Source organism: Lysinibacillus sp. NPDC093688, assembly GCF_050280145.1.
In the GTDB taxonomy this organism is placed as follows: domain Bacteria; phylum Bacillota; class Bacilli; order Bacillales_A; family Planococcaceae; genus Lysinibacillus; species Lysinibacillus xylanilyticus_B.
The window spans coordinates 122,474-143,466 of sequence record NZ_JBNNUX010000004.1 but is presented as its reverse complement, the minus strand read 5'-3'; the positions used below and the strand labels follow the sequence as shown (position 1 = coordinate 143,466).

Genomic DNA, 20,993 nt, shown 5'->3' with positions numbered 1-20,993 from the left:
AGAAATGGGGAAAAGTGTAGTTATTGCTTTGGGTGGTAATGCCATTTTACAGCCGAAACAAGAAGCAACTTATGATAATCAATTTAAAAACGTAGTGTCTGCAACAGGCCATATGGTGGAAATTCGAGAAGCGGGGCATAATATTGTCATTACACACGGCAATGGTCCGCAAGTAGGAAATATTATTGCACAGAACGAAGCTGCTAAAAATGTTGTCGAACCACTTCCAATCCATGTTTGTAACGCAGAATCACAAGGTTTCATTGGTTATATGCTAGAAAAAGCATTAAAAAACCATATTAAAGAACGACACATTGCTACAAATGTGGTGACATTGTTAACAATGGTTGAAGTGGCTAAGGATGATCAAGCGTTTGAAAATCCGACTAAACCTATTGGTGTATTTTTCTCGGCGGAAGAAGCGAAACGTTTAGAAGCGCAAGGCTTTACGATGACAGAAGATGCAGGACGGGGTTATAGACGAGTTGTCCCTTCACCAGAACCAAAAGTGATTCATGGTATAGACGAAATTAAACGTTTAATTGATGATACGATTGTTATTTCATCTGGTGGTGGCGGTATACCTGTATATCGTGAAGACAGTGGTCAATTACATGGTATTGAAGCAGTCATTGACAAAGATCGTTCAGGATTAAAGCTTGCGCAACAAGTGAATGCGGATGTTTTCATGATGTTAACAGATGTACCAAATGTCTATATTAATTTTGGGAAAGAAAATGAGCAAAAGCTAAGCCACATTACAGTAACAGAAGCTGAACAGTATGTTGCAGAAGGACAATTCCCAGCAGGTAGTATGTTACCAAAAATGCAAGCAGCTATAGAATTTGCAAAATTAGGGAAAGAGTCAATCATTTGTTCAATCGATCAAGCAGTAGCAGCATTAGACGGAAATGCAGGTACACGCATAACAATTTAAGCTGAATTAGTAGTTTGCAACGTCTAGGAGCGACATATAGAGTTCTCTAGACGTTGCAAACTTCATGTCGTCTATTTACTTCGAAATTATTGAACGGCTCTTAAAAGGGATTCTAATAGCCTTTAAACAAACAAGAGGAAAGTATATGAATCGGTTGATTTAATTTAAGAGTCCAAAACTATTTGTCTTAAAAATGGAGAAATAGTTTTGGACTTTTTATATTTAGGGAAAAAAGGGTAATAAAGTATAATATAATATAAATTAATAATTTGTAATACAGTTTGAAAACTTCTAAGACTCACGGCTATTACATATCAATATTCTGTGTTTTGAAACAATAAAAATGTTTATTTAAAGGGGAGAAAATTAAAAGATGTGTGTAACTATTTATAACGGAGAACGTTCTGAAGAAAGTATTCAATTCGAAAAATGGTTAATCGCAGAAAGTAATAAAGAGAGTTTTTCTAGTATTGCAAACACAGAACAGTTTGTTAAGGAAAGAGGAACTGAAAACACTAAACCGTATGTTATTGGAGAGGATATTACATTTTTAAGTGAAGTTAAGGAGCAAGTGTTCGAGGGAATAAAGGTTTTCACATTAAATGACGAAAAGTCTTTGAAGCAAAAAGCTATTCTATATATACACGGTGGTGCTTGGACGAATCAACCTTTAAATTTACATTGGTTGTTCTTGGATAAAATGGCGCAATCTTTGAATGCGAAAATAATTGTTCCGATTTATCCTAAAGTACCTCATTTTAACTATAAAGATACTTATCCGAAAATTCTAAACCTATATAAAGAAATGCTTGCATCTGTTGAAAATTCCAATCAATTAACGATCATGGGTGATTCGGCAGGCGGTAATATAGCACTTGGCCTAGCTCATCTTTTAAAAATGAACAATTTGCCTCAACCGAAAGATATTATTTTATTATCAGCAAGTGTTGATTTGAGTTTTGAAAATTCTCTTATAGCTGAATATGAAGAAAAGGATCCGATGTTAGCAAGTGAAGGAATGGTAGTCATTACTAAGTTATGGGCAGCTGATAAAGATTTAAAAGACCCATTGATTAGTCCAATATACGGTGACTTTAAAGAACTTGGAAAGATTACTCATTTTATTGGAACACACGAATGTTTATATCCAGATGCAATAAGACTTGATGAAGAACTAACAGAACAGGGAATTGAACTCAATACCTTTGTTTATCCGAAAATGAATCATGTGTTTGTTGTTATGCCAATCCCTGAAGCACTAGATGCTCAACAGAAAATTATAAATATAATTAATAAATAAATGCTGTTTTTTCAAGCGTAGAACATATGTTCTGTATGCAAATAGATCAGGTTAGCAATATAGTGATGAATTCATATATCAATTGAATTATGCAAAATAGAGGACGTATTTATATCTAAACTAGCGAATATGGTTTATCAGAAGTCAGGATTTATAAATGGCTTAAACTTTATTCTCCAATTGAAGGTTAACTGCAACTGAAATAGCAGACTATGATTATTTCGCGCTTTAAAGGGCTTAGAAGTACGAACGCATTATAAGACAGCACGCATACGTAAAGGGAATTGTTGGGTAATGTATGGACGTTTGGTTGGTAAAAGTAGTTCAAATCTTTAGCCGTAAATGAATTTTGACAAAGTGGATTATCTATTAAAGGGATTAAGCTGGAGGGAACAAACAATGGATGCAAAGACACTTTTGTTACAACAATGGGCAAGCTGCTTAGATGAAGAAGACTGGTTTCCAGCACTTGAAAAAGTGCTGGAGGAAATTACTTTTGAACAGGCAATTTGGAAACCAACTGACGGAGCAATGAATTCCATTTGGGAATTAGTTTGTCATTTACTTTTCTATAAAAAGAGACTTCTGATGCGATTTCTTGGTGATACAGCGAATGAACCACAGGCAGATAATAATGAATCTACATTTCGATTACCAACTATGACGTTTGATAATTGGAAGGAAACAAAACAAGAATATTATGATGTGCATCGTGAACTTGAAAAAATACTAGCAAAAGCAGAACAAGAAGATTTGTATCGACAGATTCCTGGAGAAAGATCATTAGTGCTTGAAATGAAGAGTTTAGCATTACACGACGCATATCATATTGGGCAAATAGTATTCCTAAGTAAAATGCAAGGAGCTTAGTCAGTTAAACTCAGCTTTTAAAAAAGCTTCATTAGTTTTACAGAAATAAGAATGGGAACGTCCAAATCGGAAGTTCCCATATTTTATACGTAAAAAACAATACTATTTAAATTTTTTTTGCTGTTTTGTCTCACTGTTATTAGTATACTTTTCATTGATATGTAACTTCCTATAATTTATATTATGTAAACTAAAATTATTTGGCGTGGAGGAGGGCTTGGATACGTCAACTACCCATAATATCTGTACTTTTCGACTTGTCATTCTGAAGTTCCTTATAATTATCATGTGAACGATAACTCTCCTTTTTTACGATAATGGGATGATTTTGTACGGATAATAATTATTGTTTAATACGATATCTGGAGGTTTTATACTTGCAACTACATGCAGTCTATTGATGAATTTGTTTTGTATATCGAGATTGAAAAAAATTACTCGCTTAATACAGTCACTAGTTATGAATACGATTTACAACTCTTCTTAACCTTTCTAACGGATCATGACTGTTCAACCTGTCTAAACGAGATCACCAAGACCCAAGTACGTCGTTTTATCCAATATCTATTAGAATCATTAAAACAAAAACTTCGTTCGGTGAACCGAAAAATTTCTTCATTAAAATCATTCACAAAATATTGTTTAAAGGAACAATATTTTGTGAATGATTTTACGCGCGTGATTGAATCGCCAAAGACCGATGATAAACTTCCTGTCTATATGACATTAACGGATCTAAAGCAGCTATTTGACTATTTAGAACGCGCCCAATCACGTTTTTCGATGCGGAATGAGATAATGTTTAAATTGTTAGCAACAACAGGTCTGAGGCGTTCTGAGCTCGTTTCATTGATCTGGGAACAAGTTGATTTGGTAAGTGAAACAATTCGAATAGAAGGAAAAGGGAAAAAAGAACGTATATTGCCCCTTCATCCACACTTAATGCCGCTTCTGGCATCTTATAAAGCTTCTCAACAATCCTAGCCTTGTTCCCGACAGCCCTTTATTCCTCGATTCTTCTACAATATAAACAAAAATACCCTATAAGATGACAATTTTGAAAGTGTCTATCTTATAGGGTGCATTTTAAAACGTAAACTTCACCTTTTTTCTAATATTTATACGCTAACTGCAGCATACGTAATTATAACTTTTTTAATCCTTTTTTCAATGAACCCCCACAATGGATAAGCTACTTCTATGTCTTCTTGTAAACTATCCCTTAGCGTTCAGATTTAGCCTCTCTGAAGTCTCAAGGAAAATTATTAGCAGTTAAACTATTGCGAATTTCACGCTTATTTTTCAGGTGAATAGATAGTATTACTATTTCCATTAATAATTAACACTGATTTACCTGGTATTGTCTTGCCTTGATAGTTAATTTCATTTTCTGAAAAATTTGCGACTACTCTTAATGCTTCACCATATTCAGTCATTTGAACAAGTCTATCATCTGATATAATTTTAAAGTCTGTCATTTCTTTCGTTATTGCTTTTTTGCTAAAATTTGACCATACCTTTGAATGCCTTACAATTGTTTCTTTATGTTCTTCCCACTCGTGTTTATCTATATGATATAAAGGTGGAACATTATAAAGTATCTCATACAACATTCTATTTGTTATTTCATCTTTAAATTTTAAGGTTCCCCATCCCCACCAATGAGTTGTGATCACTGAATCGTTGTAAACCAACTTATACAATGGGATCGTGTAGTTTGAATCCAAAAATAACTTCTTGTACTTATCCTTTAGTGGTATTTGTTTAGAAAACATTTCGGGAACTCCACCATTACTCGAATAGTATCTCCCTACGTAATACTCACTTTGTTTGTTTTTTGCCATATCCTCGTCCATCCAAGAAAATGATGGCGTTTCTATTCCATGTGCAAAGGCAATAGATTTGCTAGCAAAATCATTTCCGCCCTCAGTTCCTACTACCATATTCCATTCTTTTTGCAGATACTCCATTCTCTTAATCCTAGCCTGGATATCTTCCTTTTCAGTAGTAATATGTTCTGGCGAATAGTCATCAAAGATTTCTCCAGTACCATCTGTGTCTAAAAACCATGAGTTAAATGCTAAGCCAGTATTTAAAATCGAAGTTACTCTTTCTTTTACACTAGGCATTGCAAGCGTCGGATTCAACTTTCTACCTGCACCTTGGAATCCTTCAATCTTTTCTCCATTTTTATTTGTTACAGTTGCATTCTCGTAAAGTGAAGTGTCCTTAAATTTAGCAGTTTCCCACTTCTCTTTACCTGGTTCATGGATTGAATGATATGAATCATAGGTACCAAATAGATAGCCGAATTCTTCTGCTTCTTTTACTAACTCTGGTTTAATGAATCCTTCCTGCCAATCATCCAAGCCGATCCACATATTTTCTAGCCCAGAATCCTTCATGTCCTTTATCACATCCACAGTATTAGCATCTGCCCACTTCTTTATTGGGTCAACTACATCTCCAAGCATGCTTTTTAATAATCTCTTATTTAGGTCAATTAATTCAACGGGATTTAATTTTTCTATTCCCTTGTTTAACAGCCTCTGAGTATCTTTATCTGTTTCAGTAAATACTTCCGGATTATAGAATTCCTTTAGTTGCATTACGGCACTTAAGGCTTTTATTATTCTTTTTTTATTGTATTTATCTACATAATCTAAGGTTTTTAAATCTTCAAAAGCTGATGAAAGCTCTGATCCATCCTCAACATTAGTAGTTAATAGCCCCTGAATCCATAATTTCAGTTTTTCGGGAAAACTGTCTCTCAGCTTTGCCCATTTAATATTTTCTTCTGAAATCACAGTTCTGTCCCAAAAATAAGCATGAGGTGCTCCATAAAGCTTTTCAATATTACTATTTTCTTTAGCCTTATCCGCCAAGCTTTTGAAGTTCCCTTGTTCAATCAAATAATTTTTATAGGTCTTTGCAACATCTACTGGATTTTTTTCCGTTAAATATATTCTGAAACCATATTCCTTCTCTTTATTAATAGTTGGAAACTCATGATTAAAAGTAAACTCAATATCGTTTTCTGTATTATAAACAATTTCACTATTATAAGGGTTTTTAATTATATATACTAGTGAATACCCACTTTTATCAACTGCAAAAAATTGCATAGATAAAGCCTCAATTACCTTCATTTTTTCTTCACTTAAGTAATTTTTCCAAATTGAATCATTGCTTGGAATATACTTCCCTTGATTTAATGGGAGCATATATCCGTCACCTTTCACTTTTGGCCATGCAAACATGTTGTCTTCATCTTTGCTGGATTTTATGGTTACATCAACATACTTATCTTTTTTTTCGATATCAACCTTAATTCCCTGTTCTGCATAGTTCCAGCTAATGTTATCTCCACTGTCTTTTAAATTTGAAACTTTCATTTTCCACAATGGTTCCGATACTTTCTCAGTAATTCCATTGGACTCGACCTCAAGCGCAAGTGTCTCAGGATCCACACTAAAGTTAAAGTCTAAATTATTTATTTGTGGCGTAACCTCTCTACCTTTATTAGTTTTTTCTTCCTTACATCCCGTAAGAACGCTTGTCAATATTGCAGCAATTAACATGATTGATAGAATTTTTTTCATGTAACACACCTCCATACCTAGAGTAATATCGGTTTGTTACACGAATGTCACAAAAAAACTCTAACCTATTATTTTTTAATTCAAAATAAAAGGTAAGCCCAAATCCTTAGTAGAAAGATTCTATTTTTTGATTTTCCAATTCGTAAAAAGTTCTCCAAATATTTTCTAAATCATTTATGTCAATTTCGCCAACCCCAATAGTTTGGAAATAAAGAAATAAGGTCTTTCTATTGTAGATATGGCTGAAAAATAAGGTATTGATAGAGAATACACATTGCAACAAAAATCCTAAGAGTGAGGTAGCAATCAAAAAACAAAAGAAAAGATGAAAAGGAAGTACGTAACTTTTCACAAAAGGAACTTCGCTGCTTTTAGAAGGTTTATCGCTTCAGCAGCCAAAAGCGATAACGAAATCTGCAAAAGGCTTCTTTTAAACCCACTGGTATAATCATCCATAACTTATACTGAACGGAAATGTGGTGAATGATTTGAAGAACGTTCCTAATCGAGAAAATCAAAATTAACGATTAATTCGAATGCTTGAGCAACAATTAGCTCAGTCAAATCGACAAATCGAAGCATTGACTGAACAAGTTCGCCAATTAACCAAGGCTTTATATGGTTCGAAATCGGAAAAATCAAAGTATCAAGGGCCAGACGGACAAGGCTCTTTATTCGATGACGATCCGTCTTTTAACGAATCTGAGCACACAGAAGAACAAAGCTCAGCGACGGTCACTTATACTGTTAACCGTAAATTACAAAAAAACGGAATGATTCTTTTCATGATGGGATTGAAATAGAAGAAATTCACCATCATCCCACCAATACACAATGCGACTGTTGCCTTGGCCCAATGACCGAAGCCGGTACAACTATTGCGCGTGAAGAGGCAAAATTCATTCCGGCAAAAATGATGCGCATTCAGCATATTGAACATACCTACGAGTGCAAGCACTGCAAAATGGATGCCACACAAAAAGCACAAATGAAACGTGGGAAAGCCCCACAAGCTGCCATTCAGCGAAGCATTGCGGGACCTACCGTTCTAGCAAAACTCAGCTATGATAAGTTCATCCAATACTTGCCTCTTTACCGTTGGGAACGATATGTCCTGCTTACGAATGATAAGAACTTATCAAACTGGGTGTTCCGTGCCAGCAATGAAATAAGACCGTGCTTTTTCATACGTGTGAGTACTCCGTAAAGTGTCCCTGTCCCCCTTAAAAGAAAATTGTTAAGGAGAAATACTCCAAATTAACTTTTTATCCTATGATAGATATAGTAACAACCACCTGCTAAGCTTGTCACTCTTATGAATATTTTTTATGAATATTGGACAAATCTAATTAAACGATAATTAGCATTATTTAAACGAATAATCCCCTTTTGAACGATAAATTATAGGAACCATCCGATAACTTGAAAGTTGTGACTAAGGTATTTATATTATGTAAACTAAAAATATTTGGCGTGGAGGAGGGCTTGGACGTCCACTACCCGTAATTGTATATGGACAAGAATGTACAGACAAATTAAAAATGATGTTGACACTTATGATTATCTACTTTCTTTTCAACAATGAACTAATGTTTTGTAGAAGGACAATTAGTCTTGGACGCTTGAGGCAAATAGTTTCGGACTACTTTTATCTACCCAAAATCTATACTACAAAGTCAATTATAAAAAGACTGTTAGCTTTCACTAACATTAGAAATTTATATTCTACAATTATATTTCAACCTCTGTTTCAGATAAATTCAATGCTTTTCCGCCCACCTTTACCTCAATAATTTCTTTCCCTTGAGTGGTTAACGCTATAACTATTTCTGAAGGTTTTTTCATAGAGTAACCTTGCTCAACAGATATATTAATAACATGTTCAGGTTTGATTTTACCATATTTATATAGATAACATGAAAGGGCACCATTGGATGTACCAGTTGCAGATTCTTCTGGAATTCCATATAAAGGTGCCAAATTTCTACAGTGAGCATTTGAACCCTTTAGTGATTCAAGGGTAAAAATATGATAACCAATGGTATTATATTTACTGCTGATATTTCTTACTTTTTCAAAATCTGGCTTTATAGAATTTAATATATCTAAGTTTCTAATCGGTATAAGTATATCCCTAAGGCCAGTAGATACAATTTGCACTGGTAGATCCCTCAACATTTCATCTATAGTAATATTTAAGGAATCTGCAATTTCCTCCTTGTCTATTATTTCATAATAGCTTGGAGCATTTTGATCCATCATAATTGATAGGTCTTCCATTACTTCTACATTTAAAATTCCAGCCTTTGTTTCTTGAGAATATTTTCCTGGTTTAATATATCCTTGGCTTGAAAGTGTATAGAACGCTGCTATCGTTGCATGGCCACAAAGATCAACCTCTTCATTAGGTGTAAAGAATCTAACCTTGAAGTCAGCAAGGTCTGACTTCATGACAAAAGCAGTCTCACTAAAACCGATGATACCTGCTATTTTTTTCATGTCCTCATCTGATAGATATTCAGCGCTAAGTACCACTCCGGCAGGGTTCCCTCCCTCAATGGATTTTGCAAATGAATTTAATGTATAAACTTTTAACTTCATAATATGATTCCTCCAAATTGTATATCGATTTTATATTTGCACGATTGTCCCAACATTCATTTCTTCTGCTTTTGATACAATATATTTTGAAACTGCAAGATCCTGCAATGCTATGCCAGTACTATCAAAAATCGTAATTTCTTCCTCACTTGTACGTCCTTTCGCATTTCCAAGTATGAATTGTCCGATTTCAGTCAAATTGTTTTTGCCTAATATACCAGCCCTTATAGCACTTTGTGTTTCTCCGACTGTCGATGCTTGTGTAATATCATCTACATATACAGAAGCTACCTCAAAGATCTTTTCATCTATTTCCTGTTTTCCAGTCATGTCTGCCCCCACACAGCTGAAATGTATGCCTGGCTTAATCCACTCTTTAAAAATCAGTGGTTTTCGCGAAGGCGTTATCGAAATTACTGCATCGGTTCCTTCCAAAGCTTTCACTGGATTTTCTACAGCTAGAAACTGAACTGACTCAATTCGTTGTTTCCAGCTCTTATTATTAGTATCGTTGATATCATTTATGATTTTATCTAGTTCCGTCTTTATTGAATACTGGAATTTTGATGCATTTTCATATTTTACGGGGTCATATATAAATACCTTGTTGATTGTCTGAACTTGAGATAGAGTGGCTGCTATTTGAAAAATCGCCTGAACTCCTGTACCTACAATCATTAGTGTTTTTGAATCTTGTTTTGACAGGTGTTTCACGCCTATTGAACCTGCTGCTCCAGTACGCATTCCTGTCAAATAACTTGCGTTGATCACTGCCTTAGGAAACCCATTCTTCAAATCAAATAACATAGTCAGCCCAGTTATAGCTGGAAGCCCTTGATTTTTATTATCACCAAACCATGAAACGAGTTTTAATCCAAATACATCTTCTTCATTAAGCATCCCGGATTTAATATCCATTTCTGCCCTACCCTCAAAAATCACCTCAGATACCATGGAGAATAGTCTCACCTGATTGTTGGCTTTAAGCGCATAGGCTTTTTCTACACATGCTACTGTATTCTTGATATCAAGAATGTTCTTAACATCATTATCACTTAGAATTCTTATTGGTACCATAGTTATCATTCTCCTTTAAAATTTTTATATCTGTTAATGAAATTGTATTTGAACAACAACAAAAAGTCTCCAACCATTCTTGGTTGTTATTTAACCAACCAAATGATAAGTTAAAAGTACTATGATTTTGGAGGAATTTCATGTTAGATATAAACTGGAGACCTGATAGAAATAATCCTACTAGATTGAATATACAGATTGTTAACTTCATAAAAGATAAAATAGCAACTGGAGAATGGCCAGTTGGTTTCAAATTGCCAAGTCAGCGGACACTTTCTGAAATTTTCTGTGTAAACAGAAGTACCGTAGTATCTGCCCTTGAAGAGCTGGCAGCTGAAGGCCTTATTAGCGGTAATGCTGGTGGAGGTACAAAAGTAATAAACAATACATGGACATTAATGTCCATTAATCATTCACATAATTGGCTTCCCTATATATCTTCGGGATTACATCAAACAAATCAAAATATAATGCAGCTGATCAATCAGGCTGAATTCCAACCTGATATCATCCGAATGGGGTCCTGCGAACCTTCCCCTGATTTAATACCTAACAAAATGATTCAGGGCGTACTAAAAAAACTGTCTAAGTCTATGGCATCGCTGGGCTATGAAGAACCAAAAGGAAATATCCATCTAAGAAGAGAGGTATGCACATACCTTAAAACAATAGGAATAGAAGCTGATCCATCCTCAGTTTTGATTACCTCTGGTGTTTTGCAGGCACTGCAGCTTATTTCCCTTGGCCTTTTGCACACGAACTCAGTAGTATATGTTGAAAAGCCATCCTACCTATACTCTCTTAGAACCTTTCAATCGTTCGGAATGCAGCCTTCGGGAATTAAGCTGGATGAAGAAGGTATAGAAATAAAAGAATTGGTTGATCGACATAGGCGGAGAAAAGGAGCAATGCTTTTTACAATACCTACTTTTCAAAATCCTACCGGGAGTGTCATGTCACTTGAAAGAAGAAAAACGCTTGTTGATGCATGTGATAGGGAACGTTTGCCTATTATCGAGGATGATGTATATAGGGAGCTTTGGTTTGATGAACAACCTCCACAGCCAATAAAGGCAATTGATAACAATGGACTTGTATTATATATTGGTGGATTATCGAAGAATTTAAGTCCTGGTCTCAGGATTGGATGGATTGTCGGATCAGAAAAAGTCATTGAAAGATTGGCAGATATAAAAATGCAAACTGATTATGGAACCAGCTCACTCTCCCAGAATGTAACCACAGAACTATTCTCTAGTGGTCTTTATTATCAGCATAACGAAATAATGAGGAAAAATGTTAAGATCCGAAGAGATGTTGCTCTTGAAGCATTAAAGAAATATTTTACCGGCATCGGTACATGGAATATCCCTAGGGGCGGATATTTCATCTGGCTTAAGTTAAATGAAGGTATATCCATGTACCAGCTTTTTACTAAAGCCTTAAGTCGGAAAATACTTGTTCACCCTGGCGATTTGTATGAGTTTCACTCTGATCAATATTTAAGAATTTCTTATTCTTATGCATCCTTAAATGAAATTGACTATGGAATTAAAACTCTTTCAGAATTGGTAGCAGAACAAATTTTTTAAGTTTCATATAGAGATTTAAATATGGTATAAAAATGAGTATTGAATAACCACTGTATGAGATTCGAAAGCATCATCAACTCCTCTAGTTCCTGAAGTTTTGAATCATTAATCTATCTAATTTTCTAAAAAACCAATAAACTAACGTTTCCGGATAGTTCAACAATTCATTTTCAAGTACAATGCACTAATGTTAATAACCCCGTTCTAATTTAGAACGGGGTTATCTTGTGGGTTTGTTCAACTTTAGTTAATTACGCTTATGACAGTATCCGTAACTCCAATTCAAATAACTCTAACGAGCAGTATAACGTGGTATAATTTGTACGTAATAGTGACGAGGTGATCATTTACATGGGAAACACAATAACTTTATGTGACAATTGCGATGAAAAAATTGTTGAGTCACTCTCTATGTCCAATGGCGCCACTAATGTGCTTCTCGATGTACTAGCATTAAGTGGGTCAGACTTAGCAGTAACAGCCAGAGAGAAAGAGTTTATCGTTTGGTTGAATCAAAGAGATCAATCAGTTGTAGGTATTGGAACTGTGGGTTTTAGCATTAGTGAGATGCCTTGGACGAAAATGGATTTAATCGAGCTAAAGAGATTTTTGTTGTCTGTTATTGATGGTGCAATTAATAAATGCAGATGGAAAGATTTAAATTACACCCCAAATGAGTACATGGTAGTAAGGAATTTAAATCATTTATGTTTATTAATAACTAATTTTTATGAAGAATTTGTAGATGAGAGTTATTACACTTACTGGGTTACAGACGAGTCAGATGAGGAACCTACAATACCTATTGGTTTCCCAAAATGTTCGAACCATAAAGTTCTTCTATCTTGTCATGGTTGCCTATTATGTAATAATGGCATGTAGTCTTACGCTAACAGGCACGATAGTTCATCAGGTAAAAGAATCTTTACTAATGCATCTCAACTATTAAACTTTCTTTACCAACAGTGAGCAACACATTGGTGTTGGTGGGCTTGGTTCAGTACGCCACGTCACATCATTAATATGATGGTCGAATTAATGAAGCCAACACCAGAAGATACCATCATCAATCCAATAATATGTTCAGCAGATTTTTTTCCTCATTACCACCTCATTAATCTCATATAGCGACTATACTTATATGTCTGTTAGTTTCTCGATTATTATTTTTGTATTTTCAATTGTTACGTTTTCTGTTTCAGAAACATTCCTAATAGAATCATCAACTATATGTTGAATCAAAGTATCATCAATTTTTACATTCTTCGGTAAACCTACTGAACACTTTAATTCAGTAGTGCCTTCATCTAATATCATTACAGCGCTCAATTTTTGCATCAATTGTAATGATAGGATCTATTTCTTGTAAGCTTGAAGTAATATCTATCATTAAAGAATCACCAATAGCTAGCATACCATCACTTGTTTCAATCTCTCATTGATTTTCTACTCTAGGAGATTCTTTCTCAGCTATTTCCAAATCCTTAACAGGTTCTTTACTTTACTGTTCTTTAACGCTATGAAATGTATCGAGATTCAGTAACACGTACCGTTGCCCATCTCGATCGCTCTCACAGAGCACAATAAAAGTATTTCGCGTTTCCTTATTTTACATAATCCAGGATGAACACCTCATTGATTTTCTACAACTATAGACTACAGCTTTTCCTTATTCCTATAATATTTGTATGTATTAAATAACTCATAAGCAATATATAATACTATCCGTATTTCGGTTTCACTTTGTCTTCTATTTAATTTTGCAAGATCATACTCAACTTATTATCGAAATTTAAATTTGATGTTGCTACCAACTAATTTGACCAAACCATCCACAAAATCATTTCATGCTAATAAAAAAATTGATAAGGAGAAATACTCCATATCATCTTTTTATCTTTTGTTAAGATATAGTATCAAAAAAGGTAGGCCTCCCACCTACCCTCTTCACGTTGCATCACTTACGGCATACTACCCCCTTTTCTTAACCGTTAAGTGCTTAGAAAAGGGGATAGTATTGTTTATAAAAATGCATATTAGATTCGTTAAATATGTTAGCGCTTATATTCGGGCTGTTCTAAAATAATCGGATTCGGATTGCTAAGTACCCATTGCACTGCCAACTCGCATAGTCTTGCAGGTTCCTCATCTCCATCGCCATTGTGAAGTTCTTTCGCTAAAGTGATAGACTCCTGAAGTGCAGCGGGATGTAATGGCGTACCTAAGCTAATGTAACGGTTCAAACTTTTGAGCATTTTACGAAAATCATTATCCCAGTTGATGCCGCCGTTATCTAAAATTTCGTATGAGACTTTACCAGTAATACGAATAACCTCTCCTTGTACAGTTTGCGCATGACCTTGCGAGGGAATTAGTAAATCCCAAAGTTCATTATGTTGAGCCTGCCAGCCCTTTGTACATACTGTTATTGGAGACGTACCATCATGCGTTTTTCGCTTCTCTACTGGTGGAACATCAAATAGCTCATAAAGACGGGAAAGTGCCTCATCCGTTTCGTTCAAATATTCTTTATTAAAACCTTCTCTATGAAATTCAAAGTCTTTTCCAATTCGCTTAATAGAATTTTTCATTTCCGGCGTTACAGCTATACTGGCGCTCAGAAAAATCTCAGAAACTTCCACTAGATCAACAATATTTATATTTCTACATACTGCTAAAGCTTTGTCCAAAGGCGTCTCATTCATCATATTTACCGCGCTAATATTTGCGCCTTTAGAGACCAATGTGCGCACTGCATTTGGTTTAAAAAAAGCAGCCGCAGCAAATAAAGGTGTTTCGTTTTGATAATCCAAGGCTTCTATATCTGCACCTAACTCAAGAAGCAATTCAATATTCCCCCGCCAACTTATTGCCTGATTATGTAAAGCCGAACTTTTGTAATTGTCTCTCGCATTTATATTTGCCCCCTGTTCCACGAGCCAGCGAACCAATTCATCCGGTACATTGAAAAAGCTTAAGGCTGTTGTTTTACTATAACCACCATATGCATCTAGCTCGCACTTTGTAAATACCTCTTGTAGTGCCGCAATATCACCTGCTTCAATTAGTTCATTAAAATTTTTCGGTAACGTTTTTCTCTTCCTCGCCATATGTATTTTCGCTCCTAACATTAGATTTTTGAATATAGTTCATTACGTTATTTATCATATATATACCAATCTATATTTTACCATGTTATGATTTCTTTGCTAAGTGAGTTTACAGTTAATTAAGAAAAGAGGTTATACTTAAGTAACCGTTTTGGGAAAATGACTATAAAGAAGATGGATATTACGCTTTTGGTAATCCAAGCATTGAAGTGATCGAGCAAACAAAAAATTTACCTCCCAAAATCTTTTTCTTTGATGTTGCTACCAACTAATTTGACTAAACTATCCACAAAATCATTTCATGATAATAAAAAAGTTGATAAGGAGAAATACTCCATATCAATTTTTTATCCTTTGTTAAGATATAGTATCAACCAGCTTATTTGTTCACTCTTATGAATAATTCTTATGAATATTGGACAAATCTACATTAAACGATAATTAGCATTATTTAAACGAATAATCCCCTTTTGAACGATAAATTATAGGAAACATCCGATAACTAGAAAGTTGTGACTAAGGTATTTATATTATGTAAACTAAAATTATTTGGCGTGGAGGAGGGCTTGATTCATCAACTACCCATATGTACAAGGACATATATATGGACAAGAATCTACAGACATCTTGGACAAGAATGTCCGGACATAATATAATTCCCTACTTTTTGGACAAGAATGTCCAGACAAACTTACATTTCAAAAAATAAAAAGGACAAGAATGTCCAGACAACGCACATTTTTCCGGCTGTCTTAATATTTCTTCTCCATGTGCTCGTATTGTTCCACAGCTATGCACAGTAGTGTTGGTTTGGAATAAAGTTTGATTAAAAGTTTGCTGCAAACGTTGATTTTATAATAGAAGAAACCCACGCATTTTGAAAGTTTGATCAAAATGCGTGGGTTTTATTTAAATGCGAAGTTATTTTTATCAAACTATATCACAAATTATCGAACTTTATTTTATATGATCAATCTTTTTTACAAACTACAACCCTTTATTCTTCCATCATTAGGCTATTGTTTTATTTAAGAAACTATTTTTATCTCTTTACGAGCAAATTCACATGTCAAAAACCTAAAAATGAATTTAAGCTTCTGTATATTGTCCAATCTTTCTGAATTTCTCATAACGATCCTCAATTAATTGTTCGCCATTTAAAGAATTCAATGCTTTTAGTGTGACGCTTATACATTCTTTTATATAAATTGCTTGCTTTGCAACATTACGGTGTGCTCCACCAGTTATTTCAGGAATTATTCCATCAATAACGTCGAGCTCTTTTAAGTCAGGAGCTGTTATACGCATTGCTTCTGCTGCTTGCTTCCCTAGACTACCATCTCGCCATAAGATCGATGCAGCACCTTCAGGCGAGATAACCGAATACGTTGAGTTCTCTAACATAAAAACGCGATTAGCTACCCCTAATGCAATTGCACCACCACTTCCGCCTTCTCCAATAACAATACTAATAACTGGTACTGTTAGAATCGTCATTTCAGCAAGAGTTCTGGCAATGGCTTCACTTGGGCCGCGTTCCTCGGCTGCCTTACCTGGATAGGCACCTTTCGTATCAATAAAACAAATAATTGGGCGCTTAAATTTCTCAGCCTGCTTCATTAAGCGTAATGCCTTACGATATCCTTCTGGGTGTGGCATACCAAAATTTCGGCGAATATTTTCTTTAGTTGATTTTCCGCGCTGGTGTCCAACAATTGTTATGGGCTGTCCTTCAAAGAGAGCGATTCCTCCAAGAATAGCCGCATCATCACCAAACGAACGGTCTCCATGTAATTCTATAAAATTTTCACACATAGCTTCTATATATTGTAATGTTGTTGGACGTTCAGGATGTCTAGCAACCTGTACACGATCCCATGGTCTCATATTGGTATAAATGGATTGTTCTAGCTGAGTAAGGCGTGTTTCAAGCTTTTCGATTTCGCCTGTGATATCTACATTCGCTTCGGTAGCAATTGTTTTTAACTCATCAATTTTTTCACGTAATTGTACTACTGGTTCTTCAAAAGCTAAATTTTTAGACATGTCGCATGCCTCCTTTCGTATGCATTTTTACAAGCATTGCTACTTGGTTTCGTAAATCTTTTCGATGGAAAATTGCATCAAGCTGACCATGCTCTAGTAAAAATTCTGACTTTTGGAAATCGTTTGGTAGTTTTTCTCTTAATGTTTCTTCTATTACACGGCGACCAGCAAAGCCAATCAATGCTTTTGGTTCAGCAATATTAATATCTCCAATAGAAGCAAAGCTTGCCGAAACGCCACCGTATGTAGGATGCGTCATGATAGAAATAAACAGTAGTCCTTCTTCACTATGATGTTTTAATGCCGCACTCGTTTTTACCATTTGCATTAATGATAGAATACCTTCTTGCATGCGTGCTCCACCACTAGTAGAAAAGATAATAACCGGTACACGTAATTTAATAGCTTTTTCAACGGCACGTGTGATTTTTTCTCCTACAACTGAACCCATTGAGCCCATACGGAAATGAGAATCCATAATTGCTAAAACAATTTCTTCTCCATCAAGAGTACCTAACCCAGTTAGTACAGCATCGCTTAATCCCGTTTGTTGTTTAGCCACTGAAATTTTTTCTATATAATCAGGGAAATTAAGTGGATTACTTGTTTGTAAATGATCATCCATTGAAACAAATGAACCTTCATCTAAGAAATATGCTACGCGCTCCCGTGCAGTCATTTTGAAATGATGATCGCATTTTGTACACACTTTATGATTTTTTTCTAATTCCTTTGTTAACTGAATGTGACGGCATTCTGGACATTTTGTCATAAGTCCTTCAGGAAATCCCTTTTCCTGTCCGTCCTCTTTCTTTTTACTAAATAAGCTACGTATTGCCATGTTCGTCTCCCCCTTTGTTGTTTACATCCTTAGTAAAGTTATCATCCACTGCTCGTAAGCTTGCAAAGCTTCTTTTTCACAGCCAAGCTGCATCGATTTCTACATAGTTTAAATGATTATTTTTTCTTCTTCTGTTGAGCTTTGATTTACACGCTCACCATCATAAGCCGCTAACTGAAACCAGATTTTAATTTTTAGTGAAAGACGATTTCCCGCCATGATGATTATTTCTCGTAATACATCTTGACAATTAATCGTACCTTCAATTTCTAGCCTTACAAAAAACTGTCACACACAGGTAGTATTCGCAGAGTCTCTGTACAACTTATTACGCGAATGGCTTCCTTTTCATGAATTTGTCGCGTTAATTCGACATCTTTTTTCGATTTTTCAGCTTCTAACATAAACATTGACAGGTATTTCTACGAGCTGATGCATATGTGTAGAAGCTAGAAACATACCTATCCCTTGTTTCGTTTCAATAAGACCTAACAATCTCTAAGCTTCGCAATGCCTCCCTCACAGAGGATCGCGCGACACCTAGACGCTCTGAAAGAACTCGTTCGGAAGGTAGTTTTTCTCCAGCATGTATTTCTTCCAATTTAATAAGTTGTCGTAATTGTTGGACGATATCTAAAAACACTTTCTTTTGTTCGGTATTTTTATCCATACGATCAACTCCTCGTTCTATCGCTTTCGCACAGATAAACATGCGTCCAAAGGCTTTATCTTCTTTCAGTAGGTGTTTGGATACTTGCTATAAGGAAACGAAATCCACTACTTTTAGAGGATGGTGGCTCTTACTGAATAAATACAAAAGTGGTCTGACCACTTTTGTATTTTCATCTATCTTACAAAATAGTTATTTAAAAGTAAATAAAAAACTGGATAAAAATTTATGAATTTCCTTCAATTTCATATTCTTTTCGTCGTTAGTGCATGTTTTACTTTCACTTGAGGTCTACCAAAGCGCTTTTTAAGCGTTCCCTCAATGTAAAGCAATTCATCTTCTAGTCAAGTGAGTCGCTATTTAAATAGGGATAATGATGACATTAGCTGGGTAGCTACAAACTTAATTCTTAAGCCTGAGAGTCCTTTTTTAGTAAAGGGACCTTAATCGGTAGAAGAACTAAAGAAAAAAACGTAACATTACAAAGCTGCAGGCTCTAAAATGTTAGCAGTGGATATATTAATTGCATGGGTCACTCCTATTTTCGGAGGGTTCACAGGATTTTAGGAGTTTATATGCTTTAATGCTCTGTTGAAAGGTAGGATGACATATTGAATAATAAGTGGAACAAGATTATTTACAAAATTGGCTCTTCCTTCTACGATAATTTTTTTAACACAGGTACTTTTTTAAAGACTAGAATGAGGATTTTTCAAGAAGTACCTTTTCAGAGCAAACAAAAAATCTTATATGTAGGCATTGGTACAGGAGCTGATTTAGAATTAATTGATTACGTTGATTATGATATAACAGCAATTGATTATTCTCCTGACATGCTAAATGTAGCTAAAAGTAAATTCAAACACTCTCCTATCAATTTCTTGGAAATGGATGCTCAAAAAATGGCGTTTGATGATGAATCATTTGACTATATTGTAGCAAGTTTAATTCTCTCTGTTGTTCCTGATGAAAATAAATGCTTTGGAGAGATGATAAGAGTTTTAAAAAATGATGGAAGGATTCTGATCTTTGATAAATTTGCTCCTAAAAATCAAAAAATAACTCTAACAAAAAAACTGTTTAGACCATTTATAAGCATATTAGGAACTGATATTGGAAAAAGTTTTGAGGGATTGTTTAACCAAAATGAACGAAGACTCAAAATTATAAAAGATGAACCCATAATGTTAAACGAAATGTATAGATATATTGAAGTAATTAAACTTTCTTAACTACTAAATAATAGGCACAGCTGCACAAGCACTATGCCTATTATTAGAAACTGCACTTATTGTCAAACATACACCTCTAATAAAAATTGTTGGATTAACAATTAAATGCGTCACACTATCTATTATCAATCAGTAATGAAAACACCTATAGGATACTAAAATAGTATAGTTTGTTAAATCCAAGTGAGTGTTTAGTATTATAGTTACTTACATTTTAAAGCTATCGCTTTTGTACGTCGCTCATTAAATTCCATAATTCGCGTTTCATTATTACCTACTTCAGATTTTAAGCGCTCGATTGCTTCATCAAGAATAGCAATTTCATTATCATAATCTTTTAATTTACGATAAGCCTTCGCATAAGAACTATAAAGCGCAGGTGCATTATACCCGTTAAAACGTGCTTTATCGAATAGTTCTATAGCTCCAATAATGTTGCCGGATTTGCGTTCTTTATCACCTTCTTCGTAATAAGGAAAACCTTTATCAAAGCCTTTCTCCCAATTGTTTAGATTTTTAATATCTTTTAATGGTACACGATTATGAAAATTTACGCTCTGTAGCTTTCGGACCACCATGCGGCCAAAAGATGATTTCACCATTATCATTTTCCTTTTTAGCTTTGAAAAATAAAGACTCTATTTCAAGTCCGTCAAAGGAAGAATAAGTAATCACATTTGGCTCAACTAATTCGCTTTGATCTTGCCCCTTCATCCAAACTTAATCCCGCTTCAAGCACTCTATAAAGCTTCTTTAAAATCGTATCAAATTTATCCGTCAGTACCTACCCGCTTCACGTTGCATCACTTGCGTCATACAGTTGCAACACTGATGTTGCAACAAAATAAAGAAAACGTTGACTTACGAACGCTTCAAGAACTCCTTGACCATGAAAGTATTGGTTGGATTAGATTCATCGTAGATTCTTAACATTGCTTTATGGAAATCCTTGAATAACTGATTATTTTCTACTTCCCTAAATCCTTCAGGAAATCGCTGCTCTATTAATAGCTTTTCACTTTTTAAGACATTTATCTCAAAGGTTTTTTATTTGTCATTGTTATGATGAAGCAGTTGAAAAAACGTTATCAATATCAAGGACAACGGTTAACACT

Annotated in this window: 18 protein-coding genes and 2 pseudogenes; 10 read left to right on the top strand and 10 right to left on the bottom strand. The window is 34.8% G+C overall.

The annotated features are described in order from the left end of the window. The first annotated feature begins 4 nt into the window (after positions 1-4). From arcC to ACQKN2_RS05535, 5 genes and pseudogenes are all read left to right on the top strand, one after another. The gene (gene arcC, locus ACQKN2_RS05555) at positions 5-937 is read left to right on the top strand and encodes a carbamate kinase (protein WP_427414075.1); all 933 of its coding nucleotides are present in this window, start codon (positions 5-7) and stop codon (positions 935-937) included. Positions 938-1,310: 373 nt separating this feature from the next. Further along, positions 1,311-2,237, top strand: coding sequence for an alpha/beta hydrolase fold domain-containing protein (locus ACQKN2_RS05550; protein WP_427414074.1), 927 nt, complete (start codon positions 1,311-1,313; stop codon positions 2,235-2,237). Between the two features lie 399 nt (positions 2,238-2,636). Continuing rightward, a complete protein-coding gene (locus tag ACQKN2_RS05545; RefSeq protein WP_427414073.1) occupies positions 2,637-3,107 on the top strand; it encodes a DinB family protein in 471 nt (156 codons plus the stop codon). Positions 3,108-3,494: 387 nt separating this feature from the next. After that, positions 3,495-3,764, top strand: a pseudogene (locus ACQKN2_RS05540) (site-specific integrase); the annotation flags it as partial. A gap of 3 nt (positions 3,765-3,767) precedes the next feature. After that, the gene (locus ACQKN2_RS05535) at positions 3,768-4,091 is read left to right on the top strand and encodes a tyrosine-type recombinase/integrase (protein ID WP_427414146.1); all 324 of its coding nucleotides are present in this window, start codon (positions 3,768-3,770) and stop codon (positions 4,089-4,091) included. A 311-nt stretch (positions 4,092-4,402) separates the two neighbouring features. On the opposite strand, the gene ACQKN2_RS05530 is transcribed toward ACQKN2_RS05535, so the two are convergent. Continuing rightward, positions 4,403-6,709 carry a glycoside hydrolase gene (locus tag ACQKN2_RS05530; RefSeq protein WP_427414072.1) on the bottom strand — a complete coding sequence of 769 codons (2,307 nt, stop codon included), beginning with the start codon at positions 6,707-6,709 and terminating at the stop codon, positions 4,403-4,405. 536 nt (positions 6,710-7,245) lie between these two features. Here ACQKN2_RS05530 and ACQKN2_RS05525 point away from each other — a divergent pair. Further along, a pseudogene (locus tag ACQKN2_RS05525) lies at positions 7,246-7,877 on the top strand (IS66 family transposase zinc-finger binding domain-containing protein); the annotation flags it as partial. Between the two features lie 563 nt (positions 7,878-8,440). Here the strand turns inward: ACQKN2_RS05525 and ACQKN2_RS05520 are convergent. Next, a complete protein-coding gene (locus ACQKN2_RS05520; RefSeq protein WP_427414071.1) occupies positions 8,441-9,310 on the bottom strand; it encodes a PhzF family phenazine biosynthesis protein in 870 nt (289 codons plus the stop codon). A gap of 30 nt (positions 9,311-9,340) precedes the next feature. Next, on the bottom strand, positions 9,341-10,387 hold the full coding sequence (locus ACQKN2_RS05515; protein ID WP_427414070.1) for an ornithine cyclodeaminase family protein: 1,047 nt from the start codon (positions 10,385-10,387) through the stop codon (positions 9,341-9,343). A gap of 140 nt (positions 10,388-10,527) precedes the next feature. On the opposite strand from ACQKN2_RS05515, the gene ACQKN2_RS05510 reads away from it, so the two are divergent. Both ACQKN2_RS05510 and ACQKN2_RS05505 read left to right on the top strand, forming a co-directional pair. Then, positions 10,528-11,979: a PLP-dependent aminotransferase family protein gene (locus ACQKN2_RS05510; RefSeq protein ID WP_427414069.1), complete on the top strand. Its 1,452-nt coding sequence runs from the start codon at positions 10,528-10,530 to the stop codon at positions 11,977-11,979. Positions 11,980-12,390: 411 nt separating this feature from the next. Further along, positions 12,391-12,861 carry a hypothetical protein gene (locus tag ACQKN2_RS05505; protein ID WP_427414068.1) on the top strand — a complete coding sequence of 157 codons (471 nt, stop codon included), beginning with the start codon at positions 12,391-12,393 and terminating at the stop codon, positions 12,859-12,861. A gap of 255 nt (positions 12,862-13,116) precedes the next feature. On the opposite strand, the gene ACQKN2_RS05500 is transcribed toward ACQKN2_RS05505, so the two are convergent. The 5 genes from ACQKN2_RS05500 to ACQKN2_RS05480 form a co-directional block, all read right to left on the bottom strand. Then, positions 13,117-13,308 (bottom strand): hypothetical protein, encoded by a 192-nt coding sequence (locus tag ACQKN2_RS05500; protein ID WP_427414067.1) that lies wholly within the window; start codon positions 13,306-13,308, stop codon positions 13,117-13,119. A gap of 725 nt (positions 13,309-14,033) precedes the next feature. Beyond that, the gene (locus ACQKN2_RS05495; RefSeq protein WP_427414066.1) at positions 14,034-15,089 is read right to left on the bottom strand and encodes an ankyrin repeat domain-containing protein; all 1,056 of its coding nucleotides are present in this window, start codon (positions 15,087-15,089) and stop codon (positions 14,034-14,036) included. A gap of 1,089 nt (positions 15,090-16,178) precedes the next feature. Further along, positions 16,179-17,135 carry an acetyl-CoA carboxylase carboxyltransferase subunit alpha gene (locus ACQKN2_RS05490; RefSeq protein WP_427414065.1) on the bottom strand — a complete coding sequence of 319 codons (957 nt, stop codon included), beginning with the start codon at positions 17,133-17,135 and terminating at the stop codon, positions 16,179-16,181. Beyond that, positions 17,128-17,976 (bottom strand): acetyl-CoA carboxylase, carboxyltransferase subunit beta, encoded by an 849-nt coding sequence (gene accD / locus ACQKN2_RS05485; RefSeq protein WP_134023112.1) that lies wholly within the window; start codon positions 17,974-17,976, stop codon positions 17,128-17,130. The genes ACQKN2_RS05490 and accD overlap by 8 nt, the downstream gene beginning before the upstream one ends. 478 nt (positions 17,977-18,454) lie before the next feature. After that, positions 18,455-18,646, bottom strand: a complete 192-nt coding sequence (locus ACQKN2_RS05480) for a FadR/GntR family transcriptional regulator (RefSeq protein WP_427414064.1) — start codon at positions 18,644-18,646, stop codon at positions 18,455-18,457. A 611-nt stretch (positions 18,647-19,257) separates the two neighbouring features. Between ACQKN2_RS05480 and ACQKN2_RS05475 the strand changes: the two genes are divergently transcribed. Continuing rightward, entirely contained in the window at positions 19,258-19,878 is a 621-nt protein-coding gene (locus ACQKN2_RS05475) for a class I SAM-dependent methyltransferase (protein WP_427414063.1), read from the top strand. 203 nt (positions 19,879-20,081) lie between these two features. Here ACQKN2_RS05475 and ACQKN2_RS05470 read toward each other — a convergent pair whose 3' ends face one another. Both ACQKN2_RS05470 and ACQKN2_RS05465 read right to left on the bottom strand, forming a co-directional pair. Continuing rightward, entirely contained in the window at positions 20,082-20,480 is a 399-nt protein-coding gene (locus ACQKN2_RS05470; protein ID WP_427414062.1) for a tetratricopeptide repeat protein, read from the bottom strand. Beyond that, a complete protein-coding gene (locus ACQKN2_RS05465; RefSeq protein WP_427414152.1) occupies positions 20,419-20,592 on the bottom strand; it encodes a hypothetical protein in 174 nt (57 codons plus the stop codon). Before ACQKN2_RS05465 ends, ACQKN2_RS05470 begins: the two co-directional genes overlap by 62 nt. Between ACQKN2_RS05465 and ACQKN2_RS05460 the strand changes: the two genes are divergently transcribed. Continuing rightward, a complete protein-coding gene (locus ACQKN2_RS05460) occupies positions 20,575-20,808 on the top strand; it encodes a tyrosine-type recombinase/integrase (RefSeq protein WP_427414061.1) in 234 nt (77 codons plus the stop codon). The genes ACQKN2_RS05465 and ACQKN2_RS05460 overlap by 18 nt on opposite strands. The last annotated feature ends 185 nt before the right edge of the window (positions 20,809-20,993 follow it).

Bases quoted from the DNA above. Each gene is read 5' to 3' on its own strand.
- arcC (WP_427414075.1), top strand. From the start codon at position 5: ATGGGGAAAAGTGTAGTTATTGCTTTGGGTGGTAATGCCATTTTACAG.
- ACQKN2_RS05550 (WP_427414074.1), top strand. From the start codon at position 1,311: ATGTGTGTAACTATTTATAACGGAGAACGTTCTGAAGAAAGTATTCAA.
- ACQKN2_RS05545 (WP_427414073.1), top strand. From the start codon at position 2,637: ATGGATGCAAAGACACTTTTGTTACAACAATGGGCAAGCTGCTTAGAT.
- ACQKN2_RS05530 (WP_427414072.1), bottom strand. From the start codon at position 6,709: ATGAAAAAAATTCTATCAATCATGTTAATTGCTGCAATATTGACAAGC.
- ACQKN2_RS05520 (WP_427414071.1), bottom strand. From the start codon at position 9,310: ATGAAGTTAAAAGTTTATACATTAAATTCATTTGCAAAATCCATTGAG.
- ACQKN2_RS05515 (WP_427414070.1), bottom strand. From the start codon at position 10,387: ATGGTACCAATAAGAATTCTAAGTGATAATGATGTTAAGAACATTCTT.
- ACQKN2_RS05510 (WP_427414069.1), top strand. From the start codon at position 10,528: ATGTTAGATATAAACTGGAGACCTGATAGAAATAATCCTACTAGATTG.
- ACQKN2_RS05505 (WP_427414068.1), top strand. From the start codon at position 12,391: ATGTCCAATGGCGCCACTAATGTGCTTCTCGATGTACTAGCATTAAGT.
- ACQKN2_RS05495 (WP_427414066.1), bottom strand. From the start codon at position 15,089: ATGGCGAGGAAGAGAAAAACGTTACCGAAAAATTTTAATGAACTAATT.
- ACQKN2_RS05490 (WP_427414065.1), bottom strand. From the start codon at position 17,135: ATGTCTAAAAATTTAGCTTTTGAAGAACCAGTAGTACAATTACGTGAA.
- accD (WP_134023112.1), bottom strand. From the start codon at position 17,976: ATGGCAATACGTAGCTTATTTAGTAAAAAGAAAGAGGACGGACAGGAA.
- ACQKN2_RS05480 (WP_427414064.1), bottom strand. From the start codon at position 18,646: ATGGATAAAAATACCGAACAAAAGAAAGTGTTTTTAGATATCGTCCAA.
- ACQKN2_RS05470 (WP_427414062.1), bottom strand. From the start codon at position 20,480: ATGGTGAAATCATCTTTTGGCCGCATGGTGGTCCGAAAGCTACAGAGC.
- ACQKN2_RS05465 (WP_427414152.1), bottom strand. From the start codon at position 20,592: ATGAAGGGGCAAGATCAAAGCGAATTAGTTGAGCCAAATGTGATTACT.